This window comes from Methyloligella sp. GL2 (genome assembly GCF_013341275.1).
Classification (GTDB): Bacteria; Pseudomonadota; Alphaproteobacteria; order Rhizobiales; family Methyloligellaceae; genus Methyloligella.
The window spans coordinates 3,009,439-3,034,582 of record NZ_CP054476.1; the positions used below are offsets into that span (position 1 = coordinate 3,009,439).

30 protein-coding genes and 2 tRNA genes are annotated in these 25,144 nt (G+C 63.7%); 12 read left to right on the plus strand and 20 right to left on the minus strand.

Translation table 11 applies throughout. From position 1 onward, the window contains the following. Nucleotides 1–544 precede the first annotated feature (544 nt). The 4 genes from HT051_RS13955 to yecR all read left to right on the plus strand — a co-directional run bounded on the left by HT051_RS13955 (nt 545) and on the right by yecR (nt 4,230). On the plus strand, nt 545–1,756 hold the full coding sequence (locus tag HT051_RS13955; RefSeq protein ID WP_174542600.1) for a phage major capsid protein: 1,212 nt from the start codon (nt 545–547) through the stop codon (nt 1,754–1,756). Between the two features lie 627 nt (nt 1,757–2,383). Next, nucleotides 2,384–3,235, plus strand: a complete 852-nt coding sequence (locus HT051_RS13960; protein ID WP_174542601.1) for a hypothetical protein — start codon at nt 2,384–2,386, stop codon at nt 3,233–3,235. 3 nt (nt 3,236–3,238) lie between these two features. Next, nucleotides 3,239–3,814: a tail fiber assembly protein gene (locus HT051_RS13965; RefSeq protein WP_174542602.1), complete on the plus strand. Its 576-nt coding sequence runs from the start codon at nt 3,239–3,241 to the stop codon at nt 3,812–3,814. Nucleotides 3,815–3,900: 86 nt separating this feature from the next. Beyond that, nucleotides 3,901–4,230 carry a YecR family lipoprotein gene (yecR, locus tag HT051_RS13970; RefSeq protein WP_208454333.1) on the plus strand — a complete coding sequence of 110 codons (330 nt, stop codon included), beginning with the start codon at nt 3,901–3,903 and terminating at the stop codon, nt 4,228–4,230. A 205-nt stretch (nt 4,231–4,435) separates the two neighbouring features. Here yecR and HT051_RS13975 read toward each other — a convergent pair whose 3' ends face one another. From HT051_RS13975 to HT051_RS13990, 4 genes are all read right to left on the minus strand, one after another. Further along, complete coding sequence (locus HT051_RS13975) at nt 4,436–4,627, minus strand: hypothetical protein (protein WP_174542603.1); 192 nt, start codon at nt 4,625–4,627, stop codon at nt 4,436–4,438. A gap of 69 nt (nt 4,628–4,696) precedes the next feature. Then, a complete protein-coding gene (locus HT051_RS13980; RefSeq protein WP_174542604.1) occupies nt 4,697–5,086 on the minus strand; it encodes a hypothetical protein in 390 nt (129 codons plus the stop codon). A 118-nt stretch (nt 5,087–5,204) separates the two neighbouring features. Next, a complete protein-coding gene (locus tag HT051_RS13985) occupies nt 5,205–5,504 on the minus strand; it encodes a helix-turn-helix transcriptional regulator (protein WP_174542605.1) in 300 nt (99 codons plus the stop codon). A gap of 249 nt (nt 5,505–5,753) precedes the next feature. After that, entirely contained in the window at nt 5,754–6,167 is a 414-nt protein-coding gene (locus tag HT051_RS13990) for a hypothetical protein (RefSeq protein WP_174542606.1), read from the minus strand. Between the two features lie 91 nt (nt 6,168–6,258). On the opposite strand from HT051_RS13990, the gene HT051_RS13995 reads away from it, so the two are divergent. The 4 genes from HT051_RS13995 (at nt 6,259) to HT051_RS14010 (ending at nt 8,473) form a co-directional block, all read left to right on the plus strand. Then, nucleotides 6,259–6,477 carry a helix-turn-helix domain-containing protein gene (locus HT051_RS13995; protein WP_174542607.1) on the plus strand — a complete coding sequence of 73 codons (219 nt, stop codon included), beginning with the start codon at nt 6,259–6,261 and terminating at the stop codon, nt 6,475–6,477. Between the two features lie 39 nt (nt 6,478–6,516). Continuing rightward, a complete protein-coding gene (locus HT051_RS14000; protein ID WP_174542608.1) occupies nt 6,517–7,041 on the plus strand; it encodes a hypothetical protein in 525 nt (174 codons plus the stop codon). Between the two features lie 4 nt (nt 7,042–7,045). Beyond that, complete coding sequence (locus tag HT051_RS14005) at nt 7,046–7,246, plus strand: hypothetical protein (RefSeq protein WP_174542609.1); 201 nt, start codon at nt 7,046–7,048, stop codon at nt 7,244–7,246. A 270-nt stretch (nt 7,247–7,516) separates the two neighbouring features. After that, nucleotides 7,517–8,473 (plus strand): tyrosine-type recombinase/integrase, encoded by a 957-nt coding sequence (locus HT051_RS14010; RefSeq protein WP_246810104.1) that lies wholly within the window; start codon nt 7,517–7,519, stop codon nt 8,471–8,473. A gap of 76 nt (nt 8,474–8,549) precedes the next feature. On the opposite strand, the gene HT051_RS14015 is transcribed toward HT051_RS14010, so the two are convergent. The 8 genes from HT051_RS14015 to murA form a co-directional block, all read right to left on the minus strand. Then, a tRNA-Phe gene (locus HT051_RS14015) sits at nt 8,550–8,625 on the minus strand. A gap of 131 nt (nt 8,626–8,756) precedes the next feature. Then, the gene (gene yacG, locus HT051_RS14020) at nt 8,757–8,975 is read right to left on the minus strand and encodes a DNA gyrase inhibitor YacG (RefSeq protein WP_174542611.1); all 219 of its coding nucleotides are present in this window, start codon (nt 8,973–8,975) and stop codon (nt 8,757–8,759) included. Nucleotides 8,976–8,983: 8 nt separating this feature from the next. Next, nucleotides 8,984–9,604, minus strand: coding sequence for a Maf-like protein (locus tag HT051_RS14025; RefSeq protein ID WP_246810264.1), 621 nt, complete (start codon nt 9,602–9,604; stop codon nt 8,984–8,986). 145 nt (nt 9,605–9,749) lie between these two features. After that, nucleotides 9,750–9,968, minus strand: a complete 219-nt coding sequence (gene infA, locus HT051_RS14030; RefSeq protein ID WP_045365920.1) for a translation initiation factor IF-1 — start codon at nt 9,966–9,968, stop codon at nt 9,750–9,752. 137 nt (nt 9,969–10,105) lie between these two features. Then, nucleotides 10,106–10,597, minus strand: coding sequence for a UPF0262 family protein (locus HT051_RS14035; RefSeq protein ID WP_174542613.1), 492 nt, complete (start codon nt 10,595–10,597; stop codon nt 10,106–10,108). Continuing rightward, nucleotides 10,597–11,898 (minus strand): histidinol dehydrogenase, encoded by a 1,302-nt coding sequence (gene hisD / locus HT051_RS14040; RefSeq protein ID WP_174542614.1) that lies wholly within the window; start codon nt 11,896–11,898, stop codon nt 10,597–10,599. Before hisD ends, HT051_RS14035 begins: the two co-directional genes overlap by 1 nt. 9 nt (nt 11,899–11,907) lie before the next feature. Further along, nucleotides 11,908–12,369, minus strand: a complete 462-nt coding sequence (locus tag HT051_RS14045; RefSeq protein ID WP_174542615.1) for a DUF2948 family protein — start codon at nt 12,367–12,369, stop codon at nt 11,908–11,910. 128 nt (nt 12,370–12,497) lie between these two features. Next, the gene (murA, locus tag HT051_RS14050) at nt 12,498–13,787 is read right to left on the minus strand and encodes a UDP-N-acetylglucosamine 1-carboxyvinyltransferase (RefSeq protein WP_174542616.1); all 1,290 of its coding nucleotides are present in this window, start codon (nt 13,785–13,787) and stop codon (nt 12,498–12,500) included. Between the two features lie 538 nt (nt 13,788–14,325). On the opposite strand from murA, the gene HT051_RS14055 reads away from it, so the two are divergent. From HT051_RS14055 to HT051_RS14070, 4 genes are all read left to right on the plus strand, one after another. Continuing rightward, nucleotides 14,326–14,400: transfer RNA gene (locus tag HT051_RS14055), tRNA-Thr, on the plus strand. A gap of 82 nt (nt 14,401–14,482) precedes the next feature. Then, on the plus strand, nt 14,483–15,865 hold the full coding sequence (locus HT051_RS14060; RefSeq protein ID WP_174542617.1) for an L-serine ammonia-lyase: 1,383 nt from the start codon (nt 14,483–14,485) through the stop codon (nt 15,863–15,865). A gap of 83 nt (nt 15,866–15,948) precedes the next feature. Beyond that, nucleotides 15,949–16,380 (plus strand): thermonuclease family protein, encoded by a 432-nt coding sequence (locus tag HT051_RS14065; RefSeq protein ID WP_174542618.1) that lies wholly within the window; start codon nt 15,949–15,951, stop codon nt 16,378–16,380. Beyond that, nucleotides 16,377–16,943: a hypothetical protein gene (locus tag HT051_RS14070; RefSeq protein WP_174542619.1), complete on the plus strand. Its 567-nt coding sequence runs from the start codon at nt 16,377–16,379 to the stop codon at nt 16,941–16,943. Before HT051_RS14065 ends, HT051_RS14070 begins: the two co-directional genes overlap by 4 nt. Before the next feature lies 1 nt (nt 16,944). Here HT051_RS14070 and HT051_RS14075 read toward each other — a convergent pair whose 3' ends face one another. The 8 genes from HT051_RS14075 to HT051_RS14115 form a co-directional block, all read right to left on the minus strand. After that, the gene (locus HT051_RS14075; RefSeq protein ID WP_246810105.1) at nt 16,945–17,727 is read right to left on the minus strand and encodes a sulfite exporter TauE/SafE family protein; all 783 of its coding nucleotides are present in this window, start codon (nt 17,725–17,727) and stop codon (nt 16,945–16,947) included. Nucleotides 17,728–17,800: 73 nt separating this feature from the next. After that, a complete protein-coding gene (locus HT051_RS14080; protein WP_174542621.1) occupies nt 17,801–19,273 on the minus strand; it encodes a GTP-binding protein in 1,473 nt (490 codons plus the stop codon). A 1-nt stretch (nt 19,274) separates the two neighbouring features. Further along, a complete protein-coding gene (cysD, locus tag HT051_RS14085) occupies nt 19,275–20,180 on the minus strand; it encodes a sulfate adenylyltransferase subunit CysD (protein ID WP_246810106.1) in 906 nt (301 codons plus the stop codon). Next, nucleotides 20,177–21,370, minus strand: a complete 1,194-nt coding sequence (locus tag HT051_RS14090; RefSeq protein ID WP_208454334.1) for a phosphoadenylyl-sulfate reductase — start codon at nt 21,368–21,370, stop codon at nt 20,177–20,179. Before HT051_RS14090 ends, cysD begins: the two co-directional genes overlap by 4 nt. Further along, nucleotides 21,357–23,012 (minus strand): nitrite/sulfite reductase, encoded by a 1,656-nt coding sequence (locus HT051_RS14100; protein WP_174542623.1) that lies wholly within the window; start codon nt 23,010–23,012, stop codon nt 21,357–21,359. The genes HT051_RS14090 and HT051_RS14100 overlap by 14 nt, the downstream gene beginning before the upstream one ends. Then, nucleotides 22,999–23,343, minus strand: coding sequence for a DUF2849 domain-containing protein (locus tag HT051_RS14105; protein WP_174542624.1), 345 nt, complete (start codon nt 23,341–23,343; stop codon nt 22,999–23,001). Before HT051_RS14105 ends, HT051_RS14100 begins: the two co-directional genes overlap by 14 nt. Nucleotides 23,344–23,348: 5 nt before the next feature. Next, complete coding sequence (gene cysG, locus HT051_RS14110) at nt 23,349–24,785, minus strand: siroheme synthase CysG (RefSeq protein ID WP_174542625.1); 1,437 nt, start codon at nt 24,783–24,785, stop codon at nt 23,349–23,351. Next, nucleotides 24,785–25,135: a 2Fe-2S iron-sulfur cluster-binding protein gene (locus HT051_RS14115; RefSeq protein WP_174542626.1), complete on the minus strand. Its 351-nt coding sequence runs from the start codon at nt 25,133–25,135 to the stop codon at nt 24,785–24,787. Before HT051_RS14115 ends, cysG begins: the two co-directional genes overlap by 1 nt. Nucleotides 25,136–25,144 lie beyond the last annotated feature (9 nt).

Consider the following 25,144-nt stretch of genomic DNA (forward strand, 5'->3'; position numbering starts at 1 on the left):
AAACTGATGCGATTGGGCGACACTCCGCGGGCGCGTCGCCAACGGGGACGCGTGAGCCGGCCGCAATCATGCGCCGCTTTGTGCAAAGCATCGGGAACCCCCTTGACAGGATTCCTCCAAATCGAATCTAGTTTGTGCATCGAATCGGCATTGCTTCGCGCTGCCGGATCGTCCTGGTTGTCGGCATTGCTTCGCGCTGCCGAGTCCGTCGAAGGCCAAGCTGGCAAGCTTCGCGCTGCCGCAACGCCGAAGACCTCCAGTCGCAAACGAGAAAACAGCATCCCGCAACTGGCGGGTGCTGCGCGACGTGAGGTGACGGACGCATGAGCACTGATCCCGAATTCCAAAAGCTGTACCAGGCTTGGCTATCGGCCCCATCGGCAACCAAATGCTCTGCGGCTGAGAAGGTCCTTGATCGGGCCATGGTTTTGGCCGGGTGGAGCCGCACCGAGCGTCGTCAGACTTTAGCCCATGCAAAGGCCGAGGCGCGCTCGGAAAAAGTAGCGCTGGCTGACGCTATTGCCTCTCTCAAGGAGACACTCCAATGAATGCAACTCCCCGTGGCCTTGTCGGCCGTGTTTACGCGCAAGGGCCCGATGCGGCCGCCATCCTCACCGACATTCAGACTTCCGTTGAGGACTGGAAGAAAAAGCAAGGCTCCCGCGTCGACGAGCTTGAATCCGCGATCGATGAGAACGCGCGAGCGCTTGCAGCCTTCAAGATCGGCGGCGTCGGCAGCGGCGACGACGATACGCCGGCTGCCCGACGGCAGGCGGTCGCCAATCTCGGTGTGTTTGGCCGTACCGGGCGTCCGGATGCTCTGACCGAAGGGTTCGAAGTAAGGGCTGCGATGCGGTCGGACTCGAATCCGGATGGGGGCTACTTGGTCCCGGAGGAACTGTCGAAAGAGATCATTCGGCACCAGCGCGACGATAGCGCTATGCGGCGCCTGGCACGGGTGATCACCACCAGCTCGGCGAGTTTTAAGCAGCCCGTCTCACAGGGTGGCCTCGCGTCTGGTTGGGTGGGCGAAACGGAGGCGCGCCCCGAGACGGCTGGCGTTTCACTGCGGATGCTGGAGATTTTCGCAGGCGAGGTCTATGCGATGCCTGTCGTCACCCAAAACCTGCTCGACGACAGCGCCTACAATCTCGGTGAGTTCCTAACCACTGAGATCACGGACGCCTTCAATGAACAGGAAGGTGGCGCTTTCATTCACGGTGACGGCATCAACAAGCCGCGAGGTTTCCTCACCTATGACGCCGCCCCCGCCGCTGACGCGACCCGAGATGCGGATAAGCTGCAATACGTTCCGACCGGGGTCGCGGCTAGCCTTTCCGACGAGACTCACAATGGTGCTGACACGCTTATCGATCTCGTCTTCAGCCTGAAGGCGAAGTACCGCAGCAACGGCGCGTGGCTGATGAACTCGGCTTCGGCTGCGAAGATCGCCAAGCTGAAAGACGCTGAGGATCGATACCTCTGGCAGCCTGCCCTGTCGAAGGGGCTCCCACCCATGTTGCTGGGCTATCCTGTCGAATTTGACGAGGACATGCCGGACATCGAAGCGAATGCGATGCCCGTCGCATTCGGTGATTTTCAGCGCGGCTACATGATCACAGATCGGTCGGGCGTTCGCATCCTTCGCGACCCGCTCACCGCGAAGCCCTACGTGAAGTTCTACGCGACGAAGCGCGTCGGCGGCGCGGTGATCGACCACCACGCAGTCAAGCTGCTCAAGGTGGCATCGAGCTAGTCAGGATCCTGCATCGCGGCTCTACCTTTCTCCCCGCGATGCTCGAAGCGGCGGCCGGTGTCGGCGCTACCGGCCGCCGCCGTTAGCTCCCGAAGGAAGGGGGGTAGGGAAATCTCCAAAGCGGCGGTTTCCAGGACCGGTGTGGTCCCACAATTGTTCTGCGCGCGAGTTTCCGAAAACTTTTTTTGAAAAGGCACACTCGGAGGAACTGATGGGAGGGGGGCAAATCTTCGACGAAGGGCCGTTTCCGGGACCGGTGTGGGTCTCACGCGCGGATTTTTTTCGCGCTTTCTGGATTTTTGGGTGTTCCACGCCAACGACAGCGACACGGCACATGGTGCAGATGAACAGGGGGTTTAAAAATGGCGGTTAAAAACAAAGCTTTGTCTGGTGCTGTGTCGGATTCAAAGCCCGGTAAGCCGCATCACGATCCGCGTGGCGCGGGCGGCGAGGCTATTATTTTTCCGGAACCGACCTCAGTTCCCTTCCTGGCATTCGACCTCTCAGGATTCGATGGCGGCGATGTGATGCCAGAGAGGCCACCGGAGAGGTCAGGATCCGAACCTTCCGCAAATTTGCCGAAGGTTATGCACGCGCCGTCGCGCGGCGGCGGAAGAGGCTGAGAAAATGGCACTCCTCAATATCCAATACCGCGGCAATATCCGTTGCACCGTGAACGAGACCGGCACCGGCACAAGCGTGACCTTCAAGGATGCACTGGCGCGGAGCTTTACGCCGGCGCAAGCAGGCGCCGAAGCTGCCGGGGGCCCGATCCCCTATCGCTTCGACGATGGACCAAATTTTGAGGTTGGTCTGATGCCATTGACCGGCGATCCCGTGACCGGCGGCACGCGGGTTGTCGAGAGTTCGAGCAACAGCAATGCGCCGATCAACCTCACCTCGGCGGCAATCTTCAGCAGCGTGTTGCGCGCTGATGATTGGAACGAGATGCGCAAGTGCATCATGGCGCCGGGCGACCTGATCGTCAGCTATGACGAAAGTCAGTATGTCGATGACCCGCGGCCGCTGGTTTTGCTGGATGGCTCAACCATCACCGATGGGGCGGCGGACTTCCCCATCGTTGCGGCACGCTATCCCGACATGGTGAGCGGAGACGATCTTGTGCTGGCCGATCCGCGCGGCATGTTCCCGCGTATCTGGGACGGTGGTGCCGGCGTCGATCCCGACGCTGTGACCCGCACCGCCTCGATTGCGGGCGGAACGGCCGGCGACCATCCGATGACGGACCAGGGCGATGCCATCCGAAATATCGCGGGTAGCGTTAGTGGTGTTGGCACCACGCGACTGGGCGGTGCCTCTGGCGCATTCGACACGAGCGGCGCGACTAGCAACGGCGCCAGCGGCGGCGGCAACAGCGGCTACACCAACTTCGATTTCGATGCATCGCGCGTCGTGCCGACTGCCGACGAAAACCGGCCGCATAACCACACGATCTCTCTCTGGATGCTGTTGGGGTAAGCTATGGACCTTCATCACTATCATGCCGAGACCGGCGAATACCTGAAGACCGCGCCGGCCCGCGCTGTACCGGGGCGTGAGAAGCTGGACGCGAGCGATCCCAAGAAATGGCTTCGCCCGCCCAACACGACCGACGAGGCGCCGCCGGAACTCGGCGAGGGATACGCCGCCGTGCGGACCGGCGGAGAATGGGTCCAGGTCGAAGATCACCGCGGCGAGACGGTCTTCGACACCGCAACCGGAGCCGAAAGCGAAGTGACGAGCCTTGGCCCGCTGCCGGAGGGCGTGACGCCGATCGAGCGGCCCAGTCCCTTCCATGTGTGGAATGAAGGTGAGGGCGCATGGCAAGAGGACGCAGACGCTAAGCAGGCCGCGCTCATTGCGGGCGTGAAGGCCGAAGCGTTCCGACGCATCTCCGAGATCATGCCGCGCTGGATGGTCGATCGGGAGGTTTCCGGCGGCGCCCCTATCCCGACCGCGACCAAGACTGCAGTCGAGGCGATCCGTGCCAAGTCGGATGCGATCGAGGCGCTGGACGCGGTTCCCGAGGGCTTTACCTCGGACGAATACTGGATCTGATGGCGCCCGCTAAGGTCGCTGGAATTCGGTTGCGCAACCTGCCATATTCTCCCTTCTGGGGGTTGGAGCGTATGGGGTTGGGGACAATGTTGCGCGTATATGTATTCACCATCGCGATGATGGCAGCCGCGGTCGGCCTTGCGGGGTGTTCGGCACAAAAAGAGTTGGTCGCGACGGGCGGAAGCCGAGCCGATGGCACGATCGACTTGAGCTACGAATATGGTGCTTTTGAGAAGCCCGTCTTCAGCGAAGCGCAGGGCATTGCGACAGCCCAGGAGCGCTGCAAGGCATGGGGATATTCTAGCGCCGAGCCCTTCGGTGGCCAGAAACGCGAGTGCCAAGAGACTAGCCAATATGGCTGCGTGCGCTACTTCGTGACGATGACATATCAATGTCTCGGCAAGGGGAACACCTAGCCGGCTCGCACCAACAGGCTCTGGGAGCGCCCTGGAGAACCCTTCATCCATGGAGCCCCTCTCACGAAGGTTGAGAAGAAAAGTGCATCAGCGACTTTGAAAACTTCGTCTGGGCGACATCCAAATGCCTAAGCTCCATAAGATGAAGCTCACAGCCAAGGTGGGTGTCACGGGTTCTCTAAATGGAACAGCCTTCCGGCGTGGGCTAAGCCGGGCGAAAGGGTGGTTTGTGAAGTTGTTGAGCCGGAAGGTGCGGCAACGCAATCGACAAAATCGACTCGCCGACCATGAGCGGCGCATAGAACGCGGCGGCGAATACTTCGAGCGAGTCACGATGGTCGATGATGGCGAGGTCGTTCATGAGGTCCGGGAACCGCTCGATCATCACGTCGGGCACGGATCTGCTCGTCGAAGACGAAGGTGAAGACGAAGGTAATGGGTAGCGAATTCCCCCGAGTCTGTCAGGCTACCGGTCGCAACGCCAGGCGAGCAATGCTCTCCCACAGAGAAAAGTTGCAGAAATCCCGCTAAATAGTGCTCCCCAGAAATTCCAGAACACGGCATCCTTGAGGGCGAGGAAGAACGGATCGTCAGCAGGTGCGGCTCCCCAGTACGACTTCATCGGCGGATGCCCGCCCGATGCCGAAAAAAACCAGAACAGGGCAGCAAGAAAGGCCGATATGGCGATCATGGCGTCCAATATTTTCAGCCAGGGCACTGCCTGAGCGGCCCCCATTGCCGAGCGCGGAAAGGCCGCGCGGACAGCCGCAGGGAGTTCATGACCAGGCCGGGCGTTCTGGAAGTCGTCTGAGGTCCATTCGGGGTTGTCGGGATCGAGCTCGTTCTCGCTGGGCATGTCATGCCTCCGCATTGTTGGGCTAGCTCTCCAACGCTAGCGCCTCCGCTTTGAAGTCTAACATGCCCTACCGCTTGCCACGCTTCAGGCCAGCCGTGATCGCTACGCTGCAGATGGCCTAGTTTTTCTCGTCCGGCAAGACATCGCCCAGGCCGACGCGAAGAACGCTGGCGATACGCTCCAGTGTGGGATGATCGCCCTGGTGCTCGCCGCTCTCGATCATGGACAGGAGGGATTGTGAGATCTCGGCAGCCTCGGCCAACTCCTTCTGGCTTAGATTTCGGTATTGCCGCAAAGGACCGATGGGCGAGCGCGAAATCTCGATCGCCTCCCAAACGGAATCGGGCAACGCGATTTCCCGCTGGCGCTCTTCGGCCAACCGGGCGAGAGCCGCATCCTCTTCCGATTCAGTCTTCATGATCGGTATTCTCATTGCCTCTTGCTTCGCACGATACATCCCCTTGCGGGGACGGAAAAGGCGCCAGCCGGGGCCGGCGCCTTTCATTCCGCTCTAGGACTATTGAATCTGATGCGACGTGTTCCAAGCCTCTTGGAAGGCTCTAAGAGTTTGTTGGGTGGCATCAAAGGTTGACGGGCAACCAAATAATGCGCTCTCCGAGTCGATCGTTCACGGGCTCGTCGTTCCCAACATCCAGGACTGATTCGACTAGCAGTCCGGAGACTCGTCCGGGCGTCCTTGCCCCGTCTTGATATTGGTAACTTCTGCCCGCTCCACGCTAGCTATGATCCCCGCCAGCGTGTCGGCGATTTCGTGCGTCATATCCATAAGCTCCGTCCCGAGGTCGCTGCCGATGTCGTCAAGGGCGCTCGCCGCCGCGATGATCCGTAGACGACTGACACAGGTGCCAAGCTCGTCGAGACTCGCGATATCTATCTCCCTGGCCGTCACCATCGGCTTATCGCAAACGGTTTGGTCTTCTCCAAAAGAGCGAATCAACTGCCAAACCTTAATCTTGTCTGAGGCGGGGAGCTTCCTCCAAGTGGCCTTAAACATCTCAAGATCGTCGAGAGGGCTCAGATCACTCTGCTCAGTGGTTTTCAGATGCTGGATGCTAGTCATAGCGCCTACCTTTGCTGTCTTGCGGTCAACAATTAATGTTGATACCGTGCCCACAACCTTTGGCTCTGTCAACAAAAAATGGTGATAGCGTATGACGCCGGCACAAGCGCGAGCGGCCCGAGCTCTTCTCGACTGGACACAGACGAAGCTTGCCGCGACCGCTGGTCTAGGGCTCTCCACGATCGTCGATTTCGAAAAGTCGAGACGCGAGGTTTCTCGCGAAGCTCAAGCCGCAATCCGCGGCGCCTTAGAAGCTGCCGGCGTCGAGTTCACCAATGGCAAGGGACTTGGAGTCCGGCTTCGGAGCTAGACCACTTGCATACTTTTCACGAGCATGCTATCGGAGAGCATGGTTAAGCACTCAAATGATTCCGAACAATATCGCTTCACTGCAAAGCAGATTGGGGAGCTGACCGACGGTCGCGTGTCGCTCAAGACGCTCAATAACTGGGTCGCGAAAAAGCAATGGTTCACGGAGCTGGCGCCTTCAGAGAAGGGGCGCCCCCGGCTCTTTTCACGTGCCAACGTCATAGAGGCGGTCTTGGCGTCATACTTCATGATGGCCGGCCTTCCGCGCAGCGGCGCTTCGACCCTGATGCAGCTCCTCGTTGTGAATGCGAATGGTTCCGGGGGTTGGGTCGGCGACCTTCGCGACAAATTCGAACTCCTGCCCTATCTGCGCCCGCGCTCCAAGGATTGGCATCTGCTGCTCAATTGCTCTGAGGAACGTGAGTCCCTCACCTTCGGGCGCCTTGACGAAATTCGGGCGGTAAGCACCGGGGCGCTTGCGAATGAACTGAGCGGATCGACATCCAGCACAATTGTGATTCCGATATCCGCGATCATCGCGCGGATCGATGAGATCGGGAGCTGAGGCAATGAGACTCGAATACGAAGACAAGCCGATTGAGGAATGCGATAGCGAAACGCTGGTTGCCGCGCGCGAAAAGGTAATCGCTCGCGGCATGGTCCTGCTCGATGACTTGGCGATCGGCGGCAAGATACTTGAGGCCATCGAATCGGAACTCGGCAGGCGGGGAATAGCAGCCGCCACCGCCTCGATTTCGCGAGTGCAATAATGGCGCGGCTGGTCGGAGAGGCGATAGCAGCAAAGCGCGTCGGGCTCCCTCTCGCGACCTTCCGGAATTGGGTCGCGCTTGGCCGCCTGCCCCGCCCCCTTCCCGATTGCGGCATGTTCGACATGAAAGCGATTGATGCCGCCCTTGACCGGCTGTCCGGGCTTGGGGGCCCTAGCAACGCGCTAGACGCTTGGCGAGGGGGGCGCAGCAATGCGGGTTAGGCTCAAGGGAATCCATTGCGTCACCAGCCGCCTGGCGACCGGGCGGAAGGTGACCTACTACTATGCTTGGCGCGGCGGTCCCCGCCTCGTCGGCGAGCCGGGCTCGCCAGAATTCTTGCGGTCTTACGAAGCCGCGCATAGGAACAGGCACCAGCCCGACCGTTCCGCATTCCTATCGGTCATCTCCGCTTACAAATCGTCTCAAGAGTTTCGGCGCCTTCGCGAGCGAACCCAAGCGGACTATCTCAAGCAGATCCGAAAAATCGAAGCCGCATTCGGTGGCTTGCCGCTCGCGGCGCTCGACGATCCCCGCGTCACGCGGGACTTGCTCGAATGGCGGGACAGCATGGCAGCGAGCCCGCGGCAGGCGGACTACGCTTGGACCGTTCTTATGCGCGTGATCTCTTGGGCACGCGGACGAGGCTTCACGACTTATCGGCCGCCCGAGCGTGTCGAGCGGCTCTATCATGCCGACCGCTCCGACAAGATCTGGCGCGAAGAGGATATCGCGGCCTTTTTCGCCGTAGCGTCCCAACCGCTGCAACGCGCATTGGTGCTCGCGCTTGAAACCGGGCAGCGCCAAGGCGATCTGCTCGCGCTCCCCTGGAGCGCTTTCGATGGAATCTGGCTCCGGCTCCGGCAGGCCAAGACCGGCCGCCGGGTCAATGTTCCGGTGACGAAGCGCCTTAGCGCCGTTCTCGAATCAACACCGCGCGTCTCGCCGATCATTCTCACCAACGGGCGCGGGCAGCCCTGGCAGGCGAATGCTTTCAGAAAGGCCTGGGGTGCTGCTAGCCGCAAGGCGGGGATCGTCGGTCTAACGTTCCATGATCTGCGGGGCACGGCCGTGACGCGCCTGTCCGAAGCCGAGTGCACACCTCAGGAAATCGGAACAATTACCGGCCACAGCCTGCGCGACGTGGGCGTGATCTTGGACCGCTATTCGGCACGCACCGATAAGCTCGCTATCGCTGCGATTGCAAAGCTCGAAAGGGGGGAACGGTGAACGCTAACTGTAAAACGGGGTGTAAAACGCGCACGCTGCGCAAGAGCTTCGAACGCCCTAACCCCTTGAAAAGGAATGGTGCCCAGGGGCGGATTCGAACCACCGACACGCGGATTTTCAGTCCGCTGCTCTACCAACTGAGCTACCTGGGCTTATCCGGCGCGAGGGCCGCGCCTTTCGCGGAGCCGCACTGTGGCTCAGGCGGAGTTAAATTTGCCTGAGCGGGCGCGCCGCATTTGCGAAACCCGGCTTATAGGCAATCCGCCCCTTTCTGTCGAGAGGGTTAGACGTCCTCGTCGTCATCGGGGGCAAGCGGGCCTGCCGGTTCGCCGGGAATGGCATAGCGGCCCGAAAGCCAGCGGTTCAGATCGACATCGGCGCAGCGCTTGGAGCAGAACGGACGATGGTCGGGCGATTGCGGCTTGCCGCAGATCGGGCATTTGGCGCGGTTGGCGCTTTCACCCTTGGATTCGGGCCGTTTTCCTGCGTTTTCGCCCGTCACGCGCCCCCTCACTCAGGCTCCACCTCGGCCTTGTTGAGCCAGAAATAGGTCACCGGGAAACCTTCGCCGGCGAGCAAATTCACCGACTCGTAGAGCGGCAGGCCGACGACGCTGGTATAGGAGCCGACCATCTTGACCACGAAGCTGCCGGCGATGCCTTGCACCGCATAGCCGCCCGCCTTGCCGCGCCATTCGCCGGCGGCGATGAAGGCGGTGATGTCGTCGCTGGAAAGGCGGCGGAAGCGGACGCGGGTCTCCACCACGCGCTCGCGAATCTTGCCCGAGGGGGTGACCATGCAAATCGCGGTATAGACCCGGTGGGCGCGGCCGGAGAGCAGCTCCAGGCAGCGGATGGCGTCGGCCTCGCGCTCGGGCTTACCGAGGATGCGCTTTCCCACCGCGACGACGGTGTCGGCGGCGAGGATGAAGGCGTTGCCGTATTCGGCTTCCGATTTCAGCGCCTTCTGGATGGCCTCGGCCTTGGCGCGGGCCAGGCGGCGGACGAGATGGCGCGGCGCTTCGCCCCGCTTCGGCGTCTCGTCGACGCTCGCGGGCCGGAGCGCATCGGGGGTGATGCCGGCCTGTTCGAGAAGCTGCAGGCGCCTCGGCGATGCGCTGGCCAGAACCAGCTTGGGCCGGTGGCCGCCGCCCTTTGCCGCGCGCTTGCCGTTGCCGCGGCCGGAAGCTTCCGCCGAGGGCGCATCGGCCACAGCGTCGGGCTTGGCCGGGCTTTGCTCAGCCGGCTGCTTTGGCTTCGTACCTTTCGGCACGAGCCTATTTAAAGCGGTAAGTGATACGGCCTTTGGTGAGATCATAAGGCGTCATCTCGACCAGCACTTTGTCACCGGCAAGCACGCGGATGCGGTTCTTGCGCATCCGGCCCGCGGTGTGGGCAATGATCTCATGTTCGTTCTCGAGTTTCACCCTGAAGGTGGCATTCGGAAGCAGTTCGGTGACCACTCCCGGAAATTCGAGCATCTCTTCTTTCGCCATATCTTCCTTTCGTCTTCGCTGGCCGGCGGAGAATGGTCGCCGCGCGGCGCAAAATCAAGGGCGATCGCGGCAAACGCCGATATTGGCGCAAAACCCGCCGCGTCCCGAAGGCGGGCGGTGCCGTCCGATTTTGCGAATCAGCCCTTCCAATGCAGGGCACAAAGCAGGGTGAAAAGCCGCCTTGCGGTATCGGTGTCGACGGCGATCTTGCCTTCCAGCCGCTCCTTCAGGAGCTCGCTGCCTTCGTTATGCAGGCCGCGCCGGCCCATATCGATGGCCTCGATGCGCGATGCAGGTGCCGTCTTGATCGCGTCGAAATAGCTCTCGCAGATCAGGAAATAATCCTTCATCAGCCGGCGGAACGGGGTGAGCGACAGGCTCACCTCGGTGACCGGGTTCTGCGCTTCGTCGCCGATGGCGAAGATCAGCCGGTTCTCGGCGATGGAGAGGTTCAGGCTATAGGGCCCGTCTTCGGTGCCTTCCGGCTTGAAGCTATTGTTCTCCAGAAGATCGAAGATGGCGACCTCGCGCTCATGGGCGACATCGGCGTTCACATTGGCGATGGAGGCCTGGTCGAGGTTTACCTCGATGAGGCGGTTCTTCTCTTCGCTGCCGCCCTCCCCGCTCATCAGCCGCCCCGACGATTGGTGCGGATGCCGACGGAGCGGGCATGGGCATCGAGCCCTTCGGCTTCGGCCAGGGTCATGGCCGCCGGGGCCAGCGCTTCCAGCGCATCGACATCGAGTTTCAGGAGCGAGGTCCGCTTCATGAAGTCGAGCACGCCGAGGCCGGAGGCAAAGCGCGCGCTCCGCGCCGTCGGCAGCACATGGTTGGAGCCGGCGACGTAATCGCCGATCACTTCGGGCGTATAGCGGCCCAGGAACATAGCGCCGGCATTGCGGATCTTGTCGGCCAGCGCGTCCGGATCGCCGGTGGCGATCTCCAGATGCTCAGCGGCGATGCGGTCGGCAAGCGCGGGCGCCTCTTCCAGGTCTTTCACCAGGATGATGGCGCCGAACTCGTCCCAGCTCGCTTGCGCCGTCTCGGCCCGCGGCAAGGTCTTGAGCTGATCCTGCACCGCCTGCTCGACTTCTCTCGCGAATTCGGCATCGTCGGTGATCAGGATCGACTGGGCCGCGGTGTCATGCTCGGCCTGAGCCAAAAGATCGGCGGCGATCCAGGAGGGATCGTTGCCGTTATCGGCGATCACCAGCACCTCGGAGGGGCCGGCGATCATGTCGATGCCAACCGTGCCGAAAACCTGGCGCTTGGCGGCGGCGACATAGGCGTTGCCGGGGCCGACGATCTTCACCACCGGGGCAATGGTCTCGGTGCCGTAGGCCAGCGCAGCGACGGCCTGAGCGCCGCCGATACGATAGATCTCGTCGACGCCGGCCATCTCGGCAGCGGCCAGCACCAGCGGATTCAGGGCGCCATCGGGGGACGGCACCACCATGACGAGGCGCGGCACACCGGCGACCTTGGCCGGCACGGCGTTCATCAGCACCGAGCTGGGATAAGCCGCGGTGCCGCCCGGCACGTAAAGCCCGGCCGATTCCACCGCGGTCCAGCGGGAGCCGAGCTCGACGCCGAGATCGTCGCGATAGCGGTCGCTCTCCGGGCGCTGGCGCTTGTGGTGATCGAGGATACGGTCGTGGGCGATCTTCAGCGCCGCCAGCGTGGTATCGTCGGATTGGCGCTTGGCCGCGGCAATCTCGTCCGCCGTGATGCGCAAACCCGCCTGTTCCAGATCGATGCGGTCGAAGCGCTTGGAGAGTTCGATGAGGGCTGCATCGCCGTCTTTGCGCACATCGGCTATGATCTTGGCGACGGCGTCGTTGACGTCGGCGGAGGATTCGCGCTTTGCGGCGAGAAGCTCTGCGAAGCGCGCCTCGAAATCGGTTTCGGAATTGTCGAGCCAGAGGGCCATAACGTCTCTTTACGCCCCTGCCCCGGATTCGGCATCCGGGTGTTCGGGCTTATTCTTGGTTTGCCAGACAGGACCGAGATCCTTCAGCTCCGCTTCGATGCATTCGGCATCAAGCCGGATGGTCACGTCGCCGGAGAAGGTCAGCTCGATGATGCCGCTGGGGGAATCGCCCGGCTCGAAGCGGATGGCGAGCAGCGACAGGACATGCCCCTTCTCTTCCGGATCGACGCCCTTGATCTGAGCGTTGAACACCCGGTCGAAGCGCAAGGCGGCGCGGCGGCGGCGGTGATGATCGGGCCGGGTTCCCTCGCCGAGCGCCTGTTCCCAATCGAACCGGTTGAGCACGGCGGCGAAGCGCTTCTGCGCCGGCAGATAAGCCATATCGTCGACGCGCAGCACCGCATCCTGCAGATGCGCCGAGATGATCTTCAGATCCTCGTCGTCGAGGGCGAGAAGTTTCAGCGGGGTCATAGTCGCGACGGGTTCCTAACTGGACGGGGCGTGCCGCGAGGCCTTGGCCGCGGCGTTTCCGTGGGCGGTTCTAGCAGACCCGGCGGGAAATTGCAGCGGACCACATGACATAGGGCTTAGATGAGGCCTTAGCTGGAAAGCCGCTCGATCTCGGCGCCGCATTGGCCGAGCTTCTCCTCGATGCGCTCGAAGCCGCGATCGAGGTGATAGACGCGGTTGATGACGGTCTCGCCCTCGGCGGCGAGCCCGGCGATGACCAGGGACACGGAAGCCCGTAAGTCCGTCGCCATGACTTGCGCACCGCGCAGCTCGTCGACGCCGGTGACGATAGCGGTGTCGCCCTTCAGGTCGATGCGGGCACCGAGCCGGGCCAGCTCCTGCACATGCATGAAGCGGTTCTCGAAGATGGTCTCGCGCACGGTGGAGGTGCCTTGGGCCAGGGACATCAGCGCCAGAAGCTGGGCCTGCAGATCAGTGGGGAAGCCGGGGAACGGCTCGGTCTCCACCGAAGAGGGGCCGACGCCGCTGCCGTTGCGGGCGATGCGGACGCCATTTTCGCGCTCTTCCACCTCGATGCCGCTATTGCGCAGCACGTCCAATGCGCTTTGCCAGAGCTCGGGCTTGGCGCCTTCCAGCAGCACGTCGCCGCCGGTGGCGGCCACGGCCATGGCATAGGTGCCGGTCTCGATGCGGTCGGGCAGCACGAAATGCTCCGCGCCGTGCAGCTCTTCGACGCCCTGCACATGCAAGGTGGAAGTGCCGATGCCCTCGATCTTGGCGCCCATGGCGATCAGGCAGTTGGCCAGATCGCCGACCTCCGGCTCACGGGCGGCATTCTCGATCAGGGTCTCGCCGCGGGCCAGCACGGCGGCCATCAGCGCATTATGGGTGGCACCGACGGAGACTTTGCCAAGCGTGATACGGTCGCCATGCAAGCCGCGCGGGGCCTTGGCGATGACATAGCCGCCTTCCAGCTCGATCTCGGCGCCGAGCGCTTCCAGCGCGGTCAGGTGCAGATCGACGGGACGGGTGCCGATGGCGCAGCCGCCGGGCAGCGAGACCTTGGCCCGGCCGCAGCGGGCGATGAGCGGCGCCAGAACCCAGAAGCTGGCGCGCATCTTGGAGACCATCTCATAGGGCGCGGTGGTGTCGACGATCTGCTCGGCGGCGAGCTTGAAGGTCTGGCCGTCGCCATTGCGCTCGCCGGAGCGCTTGCCGACCACGGTGAGGTCGACGCCGTGATTGCCGAGAATGCGGCCGAGCAGGTTCACGTCGGCGAGCCGCGGCACGTTCTTCAAAGTCAGGGTATCGCGGGTCAGAAGGCTCGCGATCATCAGCGGCAGGGCGGCATTCTTGGCGCCCGAGATCGAGATCGTCCCGACCAGGGGATTGCCCCCCTTAATGCGAATTCTGTCCATGGTCTGCTCCCCCGGCCCTTGTCTCCCCGGGCATTCGGATTTGCCCCTTTATCCCTCAAAACCGGATGCCGCAAGCGGCGCTTCCGCTGGTGCTCCCTTGTCGGGACGCTCAGCTTATGGCTTTGAAGGCAGGTCTTCTTGCTTCGGTCCGGTCTCTACCCGGGCCCGTTTCTGAGCCTTCCGCTTGGCGAGATTGGCCCGCAATTCCCGGCGCAAGCGTTCCGCACGGCTCTCAGGCTCGGCTTCAGAGCCGCCGTTTTGGGCTGGTTTTTCCGGCAAAGACATCAGATTCGTCCCTCATGTCATTTTCGGCCGCGCCCGTCACGGCTTCGTTATATCAGGTTTTGCAAGCGAAGCGGGAGTGGCAGAAAAGCCGCGTTTCATTTGACGCGTTTTTACAGGCTTTGCCGCCTTGCGCGAAAGACGGCGCTATGGCAGTTTCGCGCCGCTCGCCCTCGCATTCGCGGGGGCGGCGTGCTTCAAGGCATCGCCGCAAGAAACGCGCGCTTTTTCGACAAGCGCCCGATTCCGGCCCTTCGCCGCCGTAGCTCAGTGGTAGAGCGCGTCATTGGTAATGACGAGGTCGAGTGTTCAATCCACTCCGGCGGCACCAGTTTTCTTCTGCCAGCAATATTTGCCGAAGCGGGCTGGGCACCTTCTCATCCCGCGAGACCGGTATTATCTGTTAGAGCTCAATGTTTCTGAGCGTCTTCGACATTTTCAAGATCGGCATCGGACCTTCGTCGTCGCACACGATGGGGCCGATGACGGCTGCACAGCGCTTTCTGGCGGCCCTGCGGGCGCTTCCCTCGGCGAATGCCATCAGCCATGTCCAGGCGCGGCTTTACGGCTCCCTCGCCTTTACCGGCAAGGGGCATTGCAGCGACCGGGCGATTCTGCTCGGCCTGTTAGGCTACGAGCCGGCAACGTTCGACGTGGCGGAAGCCGATGAGCGAATCGCGCTGTTGCGGCAGGAGAAGATATTCCACCCCGCCGGCCTGCCGGCCATCCGCTTCGATCCCGAGACCGATCTGATCTTCGATTACGGCCCGCCGCTTCCCGGTCATGCCAACGGCATGATCTTTTCGGCTTTTGATCGAGACGGCGCCCTGCTTCTGGAAGCGACGTATTATTCCATCGGCGGCGGCTTCGTGGTGAGTGCAGACGAGCTGGACGCCGGCGCGGCCGCCTCGGAAGAGGAGCTGGGGAGCCCGTTTCCCTTCGACACGTCGAGAGCGATGCTGGCCATGGCCCGGGAAAGCGGGCTTTCGATCAGCGAGATGAAGCGGCGCAACGAGGAGGCAAGACTGCCGGCCACGGCGGTGAAGGAGCGTATCGGCAAGCTGTGGCAGACCATGGCGGCTTGCATCGATCGCGGCCTGACCACGGAAGGCGTCTTGCCGGGCGGGCTGAAGGTCAACCGCCGCGCGCCGCGCATGCTGCAGCAGATGAACGGCGAGCGGCAATCCAACTCCCGTCAGCCGTTCACGGCGATCGACTGGCTCTATCTCTACGCCATGGCGGTGAACGAGGAGAACGCCGCCGGCGGCCGGGTGGTCACGGCGCCGACCAACGGCGCGGCCGGCGTGGTGCCGGCGGTGATTCGCTATTATCTCGATCAATGCGTGGGGTCGTCGCCGGAACGGGTGGAAGATTTTCTGCTGACCGCCGCGGCAATCGGCGGGCTGATCAAGCATAACGCCTCGATCTCCGGCGCCGAGGCCGGCTGCCAGGGCGAAGTGGGCTCCGCGTCGGCCATGGCCGCGGCCGGGCTCTGCGAAGTGCTGGGCGGAACGCCCGCGCAGGTGGAGAACGCGGCCGAAATCGCGCTGGAGCATCATCTGGGGATGACCTGCGATCCGGTCGGCGGACTGGTGCAGGTGCCGTGCATCGAGCGCAACGGGCTGGGCGCGGTGAAAGCGGTGACCGCCGCCTCGATCGCGCTGCGCGGCGACGGCTCCCATTTCATGCCGCTGGACAACTGCATCGCGGCCATGCGCCAGACCGGCGAGGCCATGAGCACGACGCTGAAAGAGACCAGTCTCGGCGGCCTCGCCGTGAACCTTCCCGAATGCTGAGGCGCTAACGCGCCGATTCGCGCCATGAGCGCGATCAAAGCGCTATTCTCTTTTTACGTGTATTGCGCTATGAAATACACGTAATGCGTGCTTTTCCGCTTTCCTCGCTTATTGCAGGTCTTGCCGCGGCGCTGATCGTCATCGACGGCGACACGGTGCATACCGCCGATGGCGAGAAATACCGGCTTCCGGGGATCGATGCGGCCGAGATCGGCCATGCGCAATGCGAGGCGGAGTTACGGCTCGCTCTCCTCACCAAGCATCGGCTGGAGCAAATGCTGGACGGCGCCGAGGTGAGGTTTCGCGGCGAGAGCCCGCCCAGGCGGGATCGCTATGGCCGCGTCCTCGCCGATCTCATCATCAATGGGCAGGACGCCGGCTGCATCCTGATCAAGGAAGGCTATGCGCGACCCTGGCGCGGCCGGCGGGAAGATTGGTGCGCGGGCAAGGACGCGGAGCGTGTCGATGCCGCCGCGCTGTCTTGTGTGGCAAGTAACGAAAGGGAAGCTGAATGATCGATCCCAACATCTACGTTCGCCCTCTTGAGAACGACTTCCTCATCATTCAAGGCGAGGCGATTGCCCTAGCGGAGGCCCCTCAATGGCAGGATTCCGAAGCGCGGATCGCCGATATCGGCTACCGCGACCGCGTCCTCTCGATGCGCGATTCTGCCTCACGGATTCTCCACGATATGGCTGGCCGAATGCAGGAGCTGCCTGGGCTGCTCGAAACAGCCGAGAATCCTGAAGCGCTCGAAAGAGCGCAGTCTGAAATCCTCGATCTCGCCTCTTTGAGCGCGGAACTGGGAACCGTCTTTCGGGGGATGAGGGATCTCGATGAGCTTGCATCTATGCGGCTCGGCGCCGCCAAAGCGGGAGCAAGCCGGTTTCAGCGCTGGATGAAATCTCTCGGGACTTGGATCAAAAGATTCTCGAATCAACTGTGGCAGCTCCTCTCCTCGCTGTTCAAACCGAAGGAGTGGAAGCTTGCAGGTTCGATCGGCACCGGTCCGTTCAACCTCGTGAACGCATCGATCGAAGTGACGTTCGATCTCGGCAGGTCCAGCGCTGCTCCCTAACCTAGTGATTATAGATGCTGTAAGCGGCGTAGCAGAGGGTGGCGGCGAGGATCGGCCGCAGCAGCCATTCCGGCGCCAGGCCGCAAAGCCTTGTGCCGAGCAGCATACCGGGGATCGAACCGACCAGCAGCGCCGCGATCAGCATGAGATCCACATGACCGAGGCCGAGATGGCCGAGACCGCCCACCAGGGTGAGCGGGATGGCATGGGTGATGTCGGTGCCGACCACGCGGCGGGCCTTCAGGGCCGGATAGAGCGTCGCCAACACGGCAACGCCGATGGCGCCGGCGCCGACCGAGGTCAGCGTCACCAGCACGCCCAGTACCGCACCGAAGACAACGGTGGGGATGGTCCTCGGTGTGACGTCGGTCTCCGGGCCTGCGGTCGCCTTCTGGAATTTCGGATAGAGCAGGATCGCCAGCGCGCTCACCGGCAGCACGAAGACCAGGCCATTCCTGATGCTGCCTGCCAGCGCCTCGGTATCGAAGGGCGCGAAGGCCATGATGCCGAGCACAATCAGCGCGGCGGGTACACTGCCGGCGGCAAGGCGGAAGACGATCGGCCAATCGACATGGCCGACCACGTGATGCCGCCAGCCAGCGGTGAACTTGGTCAGGCTGGCGTAGAGCAGATCGGTGCCGACGGCGATCTGCGGGCTCACCCCAAAAGTGGAGATCAGAAGCGGGGTCATCAGCGCGCCGCCGCCGACCCCGGTCAGACCGATGAGGAAGCCGACGACACAGCCCGCCCCTACGAGCGGCAGAAAATCTGCCACCCAGCTCATATCCCACATTCGCGATTTATCCCCTTGAGACGCGGGCAAGGATTGGCCCCGGCCTCTTCACCCAACGCTTTTACTAAATCTCGACGGTAACTGGAACGCCCACCGAGCGTAGCAGAATTGCCACTTCTTGGGCACGCCGGTCAAATTCGGCGCGGTCGTCGGGCGAATCGCCAAGATCGGAGCAAAGCCCGCGTGCGAGGAGATCGCGGCTCAAAACATAGCGATTCTCGGAAGATGAGGCACCGGATTGTGCCCAGGTGATAACGCCGCCGGCCACCGTCGTCCCATCCAACGCGCTAACCAGGACAAAGTTTCCGGTAGCAGGAAGATCCTTGAAAAGATCGAGCGGAGTGGGCCGGCCGAGCATGATGCGGCAATCGGCGATGTCGTTGACGGCGCAAGAATGGGCCGGGGCCGATTGCAGCGTCTCGAAGTCCACCAGCGCCGAAACGCTCAAGCTGGAGACCGAGACGAGATCGGTATTGGTCAGCAGCAGATAGCCGGCTTCCGGGTCGAACGGGGTCTCGGCGACCCAGACGATTCGGGCCTCCAGCACATCGGCATTGACCGGCGCTGTGGCGGGTTCGGAAAGCACCGCGCCGCGGGAGATATCGAGATCGGTGTCGAGCTCCAGCGCCACCGCGTCGCCCGCCGCCGCCATCTCGCGGTCGCCGTCCATGGTGGCGATACGGGCGATGGAGGCGGCCAGGCCGCTTCGGATATCGGTGATGCGGTCGCCAACGGCAATCGCGCCGGAGGCGACGGTGCCGGCAAGGCCGCGGAAATCGCCGTCGCGCAGCACGGTCTGCACCGGAAAGCGGAACGGCGCATCCTGCGCCTCGGCGGCCGGGTTCGCTGCCTCCAGATAGTCGAGCAGGGTCGGCCCGTCATACCAGGGCATGTTGCCGGAAGGCTCGGAGACATTGTCGCCGGTGAGCGCGGAGACCGGGATGGTCTGGATATCGGTGAAGCCGAAGCGTCCCGCCATGGCGGTGAAATCCGCCTCGATCTCGCGGAAGCGCGCCTCGTCGAAACCGGTGAGGTCCATCTTGTTGACGGCGAGCACCACATTCTTGATGCCGACGAGGTCGCAGATCGCGGCATGGCGCCTGGTCTGGCGCTTGGCGCCGTGGCGCGCGTCGATCAGCAAAATCGCGACATCGGCATGGGAGGCGCCGGTCGCCATGTTGCGGGTGTATTGCTCGTGGCCCGGCGCGTCGATGATGACATAGCGGCGGCTGGGGCTCTCGAAGAAGCGCCAGGCAATGTCGATGGTGATGCCCTGCTCGCGCTCGGCCTGCAGCCCGTCGAGCAGCAGCGAGAAATCGACATGCTCGCCGTTCACATTGCTGCGGCCCTGGCTCTGAGCCAGCACGGAGGCTTTCTGGTCCTCCGAGACGGCGCCGGAATCCCATAGCAGGCGGCCGATCAGGGTCGACTTGCCGTCATCCACCGACCCGCAGGTGAGCAGGCGGAGCATGCTGCCGGCGGCTTCCGCAGGCGCAGCGACAGCGACGTCACGATCTACAAGCGCAGCCAAAGTCATTTTAGAAATACCCTTCGCGCTTCTTCATCTCCATGGCGCCGGCCTGATCGTGGTCGATCAGACGCCCGGCGCGCTCGGAGAATTTGGCGCTCAATGTCTCTTCGATTACGGCAGCAAGATCCGTCGCGTCCGACTCCATGGCCGCGGTGAGTGGGTAGCAGCCCAGGGTGCGGAAGCGAATCTTGCGCATTGCCGGCTCTTCGCCCGGCTTCAGCGGCAGGCGTTCGTCGTCGACCATGATGAGCTGGCCGTCGCGCTCCACCACCGGGCGCTCCTTGGCGAAATAGAGCGGCACCACGTCGAGATTCTCCAGCGCGATATAGCGCCAGATATCCGCCTCGGTCCAATTGGACAGCGGGAAGATGCGCACCGTTTCGCCCTTAGCCAGGCGTCCGTTCAAGATGTTCCACATCTCAGGCCGCTGACGGCGCGGCTCCCAGCGATGGCCTGCGGCGCGGAAGGAGAAGATGCGCTCCTTGGCACGGGAGGCCTCCTCATCGCGGCGGGCACCGCCGAAAGCGGCATCGTAAGCGCCGCCATCCAGTGCCTGGCGCAAGGTCTGGGTCTTCATCACGTCGGTATAGACCGACGGCGGATGGTCGAACGGGTTCACCCCCTTCTCCACACCGTCTTGATTGGTGTGAACGAGGAGGTTGAGCTCGTATTTTTCGGCGACGCGGTCGCGGAACTCGATCATCTCCCGGAACTTCCAGGTGGTGTCGACATGCAGCACCGGGAACGGGATCTTGGCCGGCCAGAAGGCTTTGCGCGCAAGATGCAGCAGAACCGTGGAATCCTTGCCGATGGAATAGAGCAGCACCGGATTGCGGAACTGGGCCGCCGCCTCGCGGAAGATGTGGATGCTCTCCGCCTCCAGCAGCTTCAGATGAGAAGTGAGAACTGTCATGCGGCCTGCCCTTCGCTCACGCGCTCGCGCATGGGGTTCATGTGCAAGCCGCATTCCTTCTTCTCCTCGCTCTCCCACCACCAGCGGCCGGCGCGCGGGTCCTCGCCCGGCTGGATGGCGCGGGTGCAGGGCTGGCAGCCGATGGAGATGAAGCCGCGGGCATGCAGCGGGTTCACCGGCACGTTGTGCTCGGCGAGATAGGCATCCAGCTCCTCGCCGTTCCAATCGGCGAGCGGATTGACCTTGATCAGCCCATGGGCGGCGTCCCACTCGGCAAGCGGCATCTCGGCGCGGGCGCCGGATTGCTCGCGGCGCACGCCGGTGATCCAGGCCGCGGCGCCGGCAAGCGCCTTGTTCAGCGGGCGCACTTTGCGAATCTCGCAGCAGCTCTTGCGGTTCTCGATGGACTGGCGGAAGCCGAACACGCCGTCGCGGGCAACCAGCTCCTCGACCTCCTTGGCGTCGGGCACCACGGAGCGGATGCGCAGCCGGTAGCGGATCTCCGACATCTCCAGGGTCTCCAGCACCTCCGGGAACAGCCGGCCGGTGTCGAGGGTGAAGATATCGAATGCGCCGCCATCGGGGCGGGCTTCGGCGATGGCGTTGAGGATCGCCTGATCCTCCAGGCCAAGGCTGGAGGAGAAGGCGAGCCGCCCGTCGACACTCTCGGCGATCAGCGCCATGCGCGCTGCGATATCCTTGGTTCCGGCCAGCTTGTCGGCAAGCGCTTTGGCGGCGCTTTCGCCGTCACCGGCCGGGCTCTCAGCGTCGCCGGCGCGGCCTGCGCTCTCGCCCTTGCCGTAGCGCATGGCGAGCGGATTACGCACGCCGGGCTGATAGGCGCGGTCGATGCGGGCCAGGGATTCTTTCCAGGTCTCGGTCGCTGCCGGATCGGCGAGCTCGGCGGTATCGAAGCCGCAGCGCAGCAGGAAGGGCGCCAGGTCCGGGATCAGATAGCCGACCGCGCGGATCTCGCCCTTGAAGCCGATGCGCTCGCGCAGCAGCCGGGCCAACGTCATGCCGCGCCCGTCGCCGAAATTCGGGAACTGGATGGCGATGGGACCGGCATTGTCGCCCGCCTCCTTCGCCGCTTCGGCGAGGGCGGCATCGTCGGTTTCGGGCACCAGCTCGACGATGGGCGGGGCTGCGTCGGTCAAGAGAGACCCGCTGGAAAGATCAACGAGCGCCATACAAAGCCTCCTTGAAGGGCTCGGCGCCGAGACGGCGCCAGGTATCCAGGAACGTCTCCCCCTCATCGCGATGGGCGATATAGGTGGAAACGATGGTGTCGATGGCATCGGGCACCGCTTCGGCGCGGAAACCCGGGCCGATGATGGAGCCGATCGAAGCATCGTCCTTGGGGCTGCCCCCAAGGGTGATCTGGTAAAGCTCGGTGCCTTTCTTATCGACGCCGAGAATGCCGATATTGCCGGAATGGTGATGCCCGCAGGCGTTGATGCAGCCGGACATGTTCAGCCGGATCTGGCCGATCTCCGCCTGGCGCTCCGGATCCTCGAAGCGCTTGGCGATCTCCTTGGCGATCGGGATCGAGCGCGCGTTGGCCAGATTGCAATAGTCGAGGCCGGGGCAGCAGATCAGATCGCCCAGCAGCTCGTTATTGCCGGTGGCGAGCCCGCCCGCGGCCAGCGCATCGTACAGCGCCGGCAGATCGCTCCAGGCCACATGAGGCAGAATCAGGTTCTGGGTGTAGTTCACCCGGATCGCGCCATTGCCGTATTGCTCGGCAAGGTCGGCGACCAGCTCCATGGCCTCGGAGGAGGCATCGCCCGGCGTGCGGCCCGGCTCCTTCAGGGAGACGACCACGCTGGTATAGCCCGGCACCTTATGGGGCTTGGCGTTGTTGCGCAGCCAGCCGGCGAAGGCCGGATCGGTCTCGCGGCGAGCATCGACGCCCTCGTCGCGCACCGGGCGCGGCGCAAGCGCCGGCGGCTCGAAATAGGCGGCGATGCGGTCGTATTCGGCCTGCGGAAGATCGATGCTCTCCTTGCGGTTCGCTTCCCAATCGGCCTCGACCTCCTCACGGTATTTGTCGATGCCGAGCTCGTGCACCAGGATCTTGATGCGCGCCTTGTAGATGTTGTCGCGCCGGCCATAGCGGTTATAGACCCGCAGCATGGAGTCCAAATAGGAGAGCAGATGCTGCTTCTCCAGGAAGGGGCGGATCTCCTTGCCGACGAAAGGCGAGCGGCCCATACCGCCGCCGACCAGCACGCGGAAGCCGGTCTTGCCGTCCGGACCTTTGACGATGCGCAGGCCGATATCGTGGAACTCCGTGGCGGCGCGGTCCTCGGCAGCGCCGGAGATGGCGATCTTGAACTTGCGCGGCAGCCAGTTGAACTCCGGATGCAGGGTCGACCACTGGCGGATCACCTCGCACCAGACGCGCGGGTCCTCGATCTCGTCGAAGGCGGCGCCGGCATAAGGGTCGGCCGTGGTGTTGCGGATGCAGTTGCCCGAGGTCTGGATGCAGTGCATCTCGACATCGGCCAGGGCATCGAGGATGTCCGGCATATCCACCAGGCGCACCCAGTTGAACTGCAGGTTCTGCCGGGTGGTGAAATGGCCATAGCCGCGATCGTATTTGCGGCCGATCATCGCCAGTTGGCGCAGCTGCCTCGGCGACAGCTCGCCATAGGGGATGGCGATGCGCAGCATATAGGCGTGGAGCTGCAGATACAGGCCGTTGCGCAGGCGCAAGGGCTTGAACTCAGCCTCGCTCAGCTGGCCGGAAAGACGCCGTTCGGCCTGATCGCGAAACTCGGCGACGCGCTCGCGGACGAACGTATTATCGAACTCATCATAGCGGTACATCGTACCAGTCCTTCGTCAGTGTCGTTTTGTGGGCGGCGCGGATGCGCTCGCGCACCGAAAGGGCGACGGGGCCCTCGTCTTCGATCATCACGCCGATGGGGTAGACCTCAACCACCAGCCGGTCGGCGACCGCCTTGTCGGCGATGCCTTGCATCTGTTGCAGCGTCTCGTCGTCCTCGGCGAAACGCGCCTTCGCCATATCCTCGGTCCAGCCACCTTGGCCATCGAGGTAGACGACGATGCCGTCGCTCAAGCGGTTGGCGGTCAGGGCCTGGACGGTATCGCCCGCCTTGTTGGCGTCGGCGAGCCGTTTTGCGTTGCGCTTATCCATGACGCTTATCCATGCGCGAGCCTCAATTCGGAACGGGCCAGCACCTCATCGACGGTGCCGGAGACGGCAAGGCCAGCGACCTCGCCGAAGAACAGGACGGCCGGGCTCTCGAGCCCAAGGCTCGCCGGATCGGCGGCGAGCTGGGCCAGATCGGCGCGCACGCGGCGCTCGTCATCCCGGCTGGCATTTTCCACCGCGAGCACCGGGGTGTGCGGCGCCCAGCCGGCTGCAAGCAGTTGCTCGGCGACGGTGCCGGAGGTGGAGACCCCCATATAGAGCACCAGCGTGTTGCCTCCCTTCGCCAGCGCGGCAAGATCGATCCCGTCGAAATCCGGCCGGTCGCTGGCCGCCGCGTGACCGGAAACGAAGGTCACGCTGTGCGCATGCTCACGATGGGTCAGCGGGATCTGCACGCTGGCGGCAGCCGCAACGCCTGCAGTGATGCCCGGCACCACCTCGCTCTCGATCCCGGCGGCACGCAGAGCGTCCAGCTCCTCGCCGCCGCGGCCGAAGATGAAGGGATCGCCGCCCTTCAGCCGGACCACCGTCTTGCCGGCGCGGGCATGCAGCACCAGCAGCCGGTTGATCTCGGCTTGGGCGACCGAATGGGCGCCTTTCGACTTGCCGACCGGAATCAGCTCGGCCTCGCGGCGGGCGTAATCCAGCACCGCCTTGCCGACCAGCCCGTCATACAGCACCACGTCGGCGGCCTTCAGGGCGCGCACAGCCTTCAAGGTGAGCAGCTCCGGATCGCCCGGACCGGCGCCAACCAGCACGACGCGGCCCGGCGCTTGCGTCTCGTCCGAGGCGGCCCGATCGATGGCCTCGCCGATCAGACGGCGGGCGGCAATCTCGTCGCCGGCAAGCGCGGCACTGGCTGCTTCGCCGTCGAAGATACGCTCCCACAGCTTGCGGCGGCCGGGGCCTTCGGGCAGCGAGCTGGCGACCCGCTCGCGGAACTCGCCGGCGAGCTTGGCCAGGCTGCCGAGGCGCGGATGCAGCTCGCGCTCCAGAAAGGCGCGCAGGCGCTGGGCCAGCACCGGAGCTGCGCCCTCGGTACCGATGGCGACCGTCACCTCACCGCGATCGACGATGGCCGGCAGCACGAAGCTGCAAAGCTCCGGCCGGTCGGGCACGTTGACGGGCACGCCGAAGGCGCGGGCCATGGCGGAGATGCGGGTATCTTCCGCATCGTCCTCGGTGGCGGAGACGACCAGCGGCCGACCGCGCAGCTCGGCAATGCCGGGGTTCGGGGCGATGGCGCGCACCTTGCCGTCGGCCTCCAGACGGGAGAGCTCGTCGCCGAGGCTCTCAGCCGCGACTTCGACCAGCGCGGCACGCTTCAGCAGAAGCCGCGCCTTGATGCCGGCGAGATCGCCGCCGCCCACCACCAGCGGGGGCTTGGCGTCGACGCGAAGGAAAATGGGAAAGCTCTTCATCATCAGCCTCCCACCGCCACGGGCTGAGGTGGCAGCTCGGCGAGGCTGTCCTCGGCGAGCTCGACCTCGAGCCCATCCAGCTCGGGCGTCATGATCAGCTGGCAGCTCAGACGCGAGCGGTCCTCCACGTTGAAGGCGCCATCCAGCATCTCCAGCTCTTCGTCCTCGGCCGGCACCAGCTTGTCCAGCCACTCCTGCTTCACGCGCACATGGCAGGTCGCGCAGGCGCAAGCGCCGCCGCACTCTCCTTTAATGGGGAGTCCCCAATCGCGGATCACTTCCATCACCCGCCAGCCCTCGAGGGCTTCGAGACGATGGGATGTGCCGTCGGGCAGATGCACCGTGATGAACATCGAAAGGCG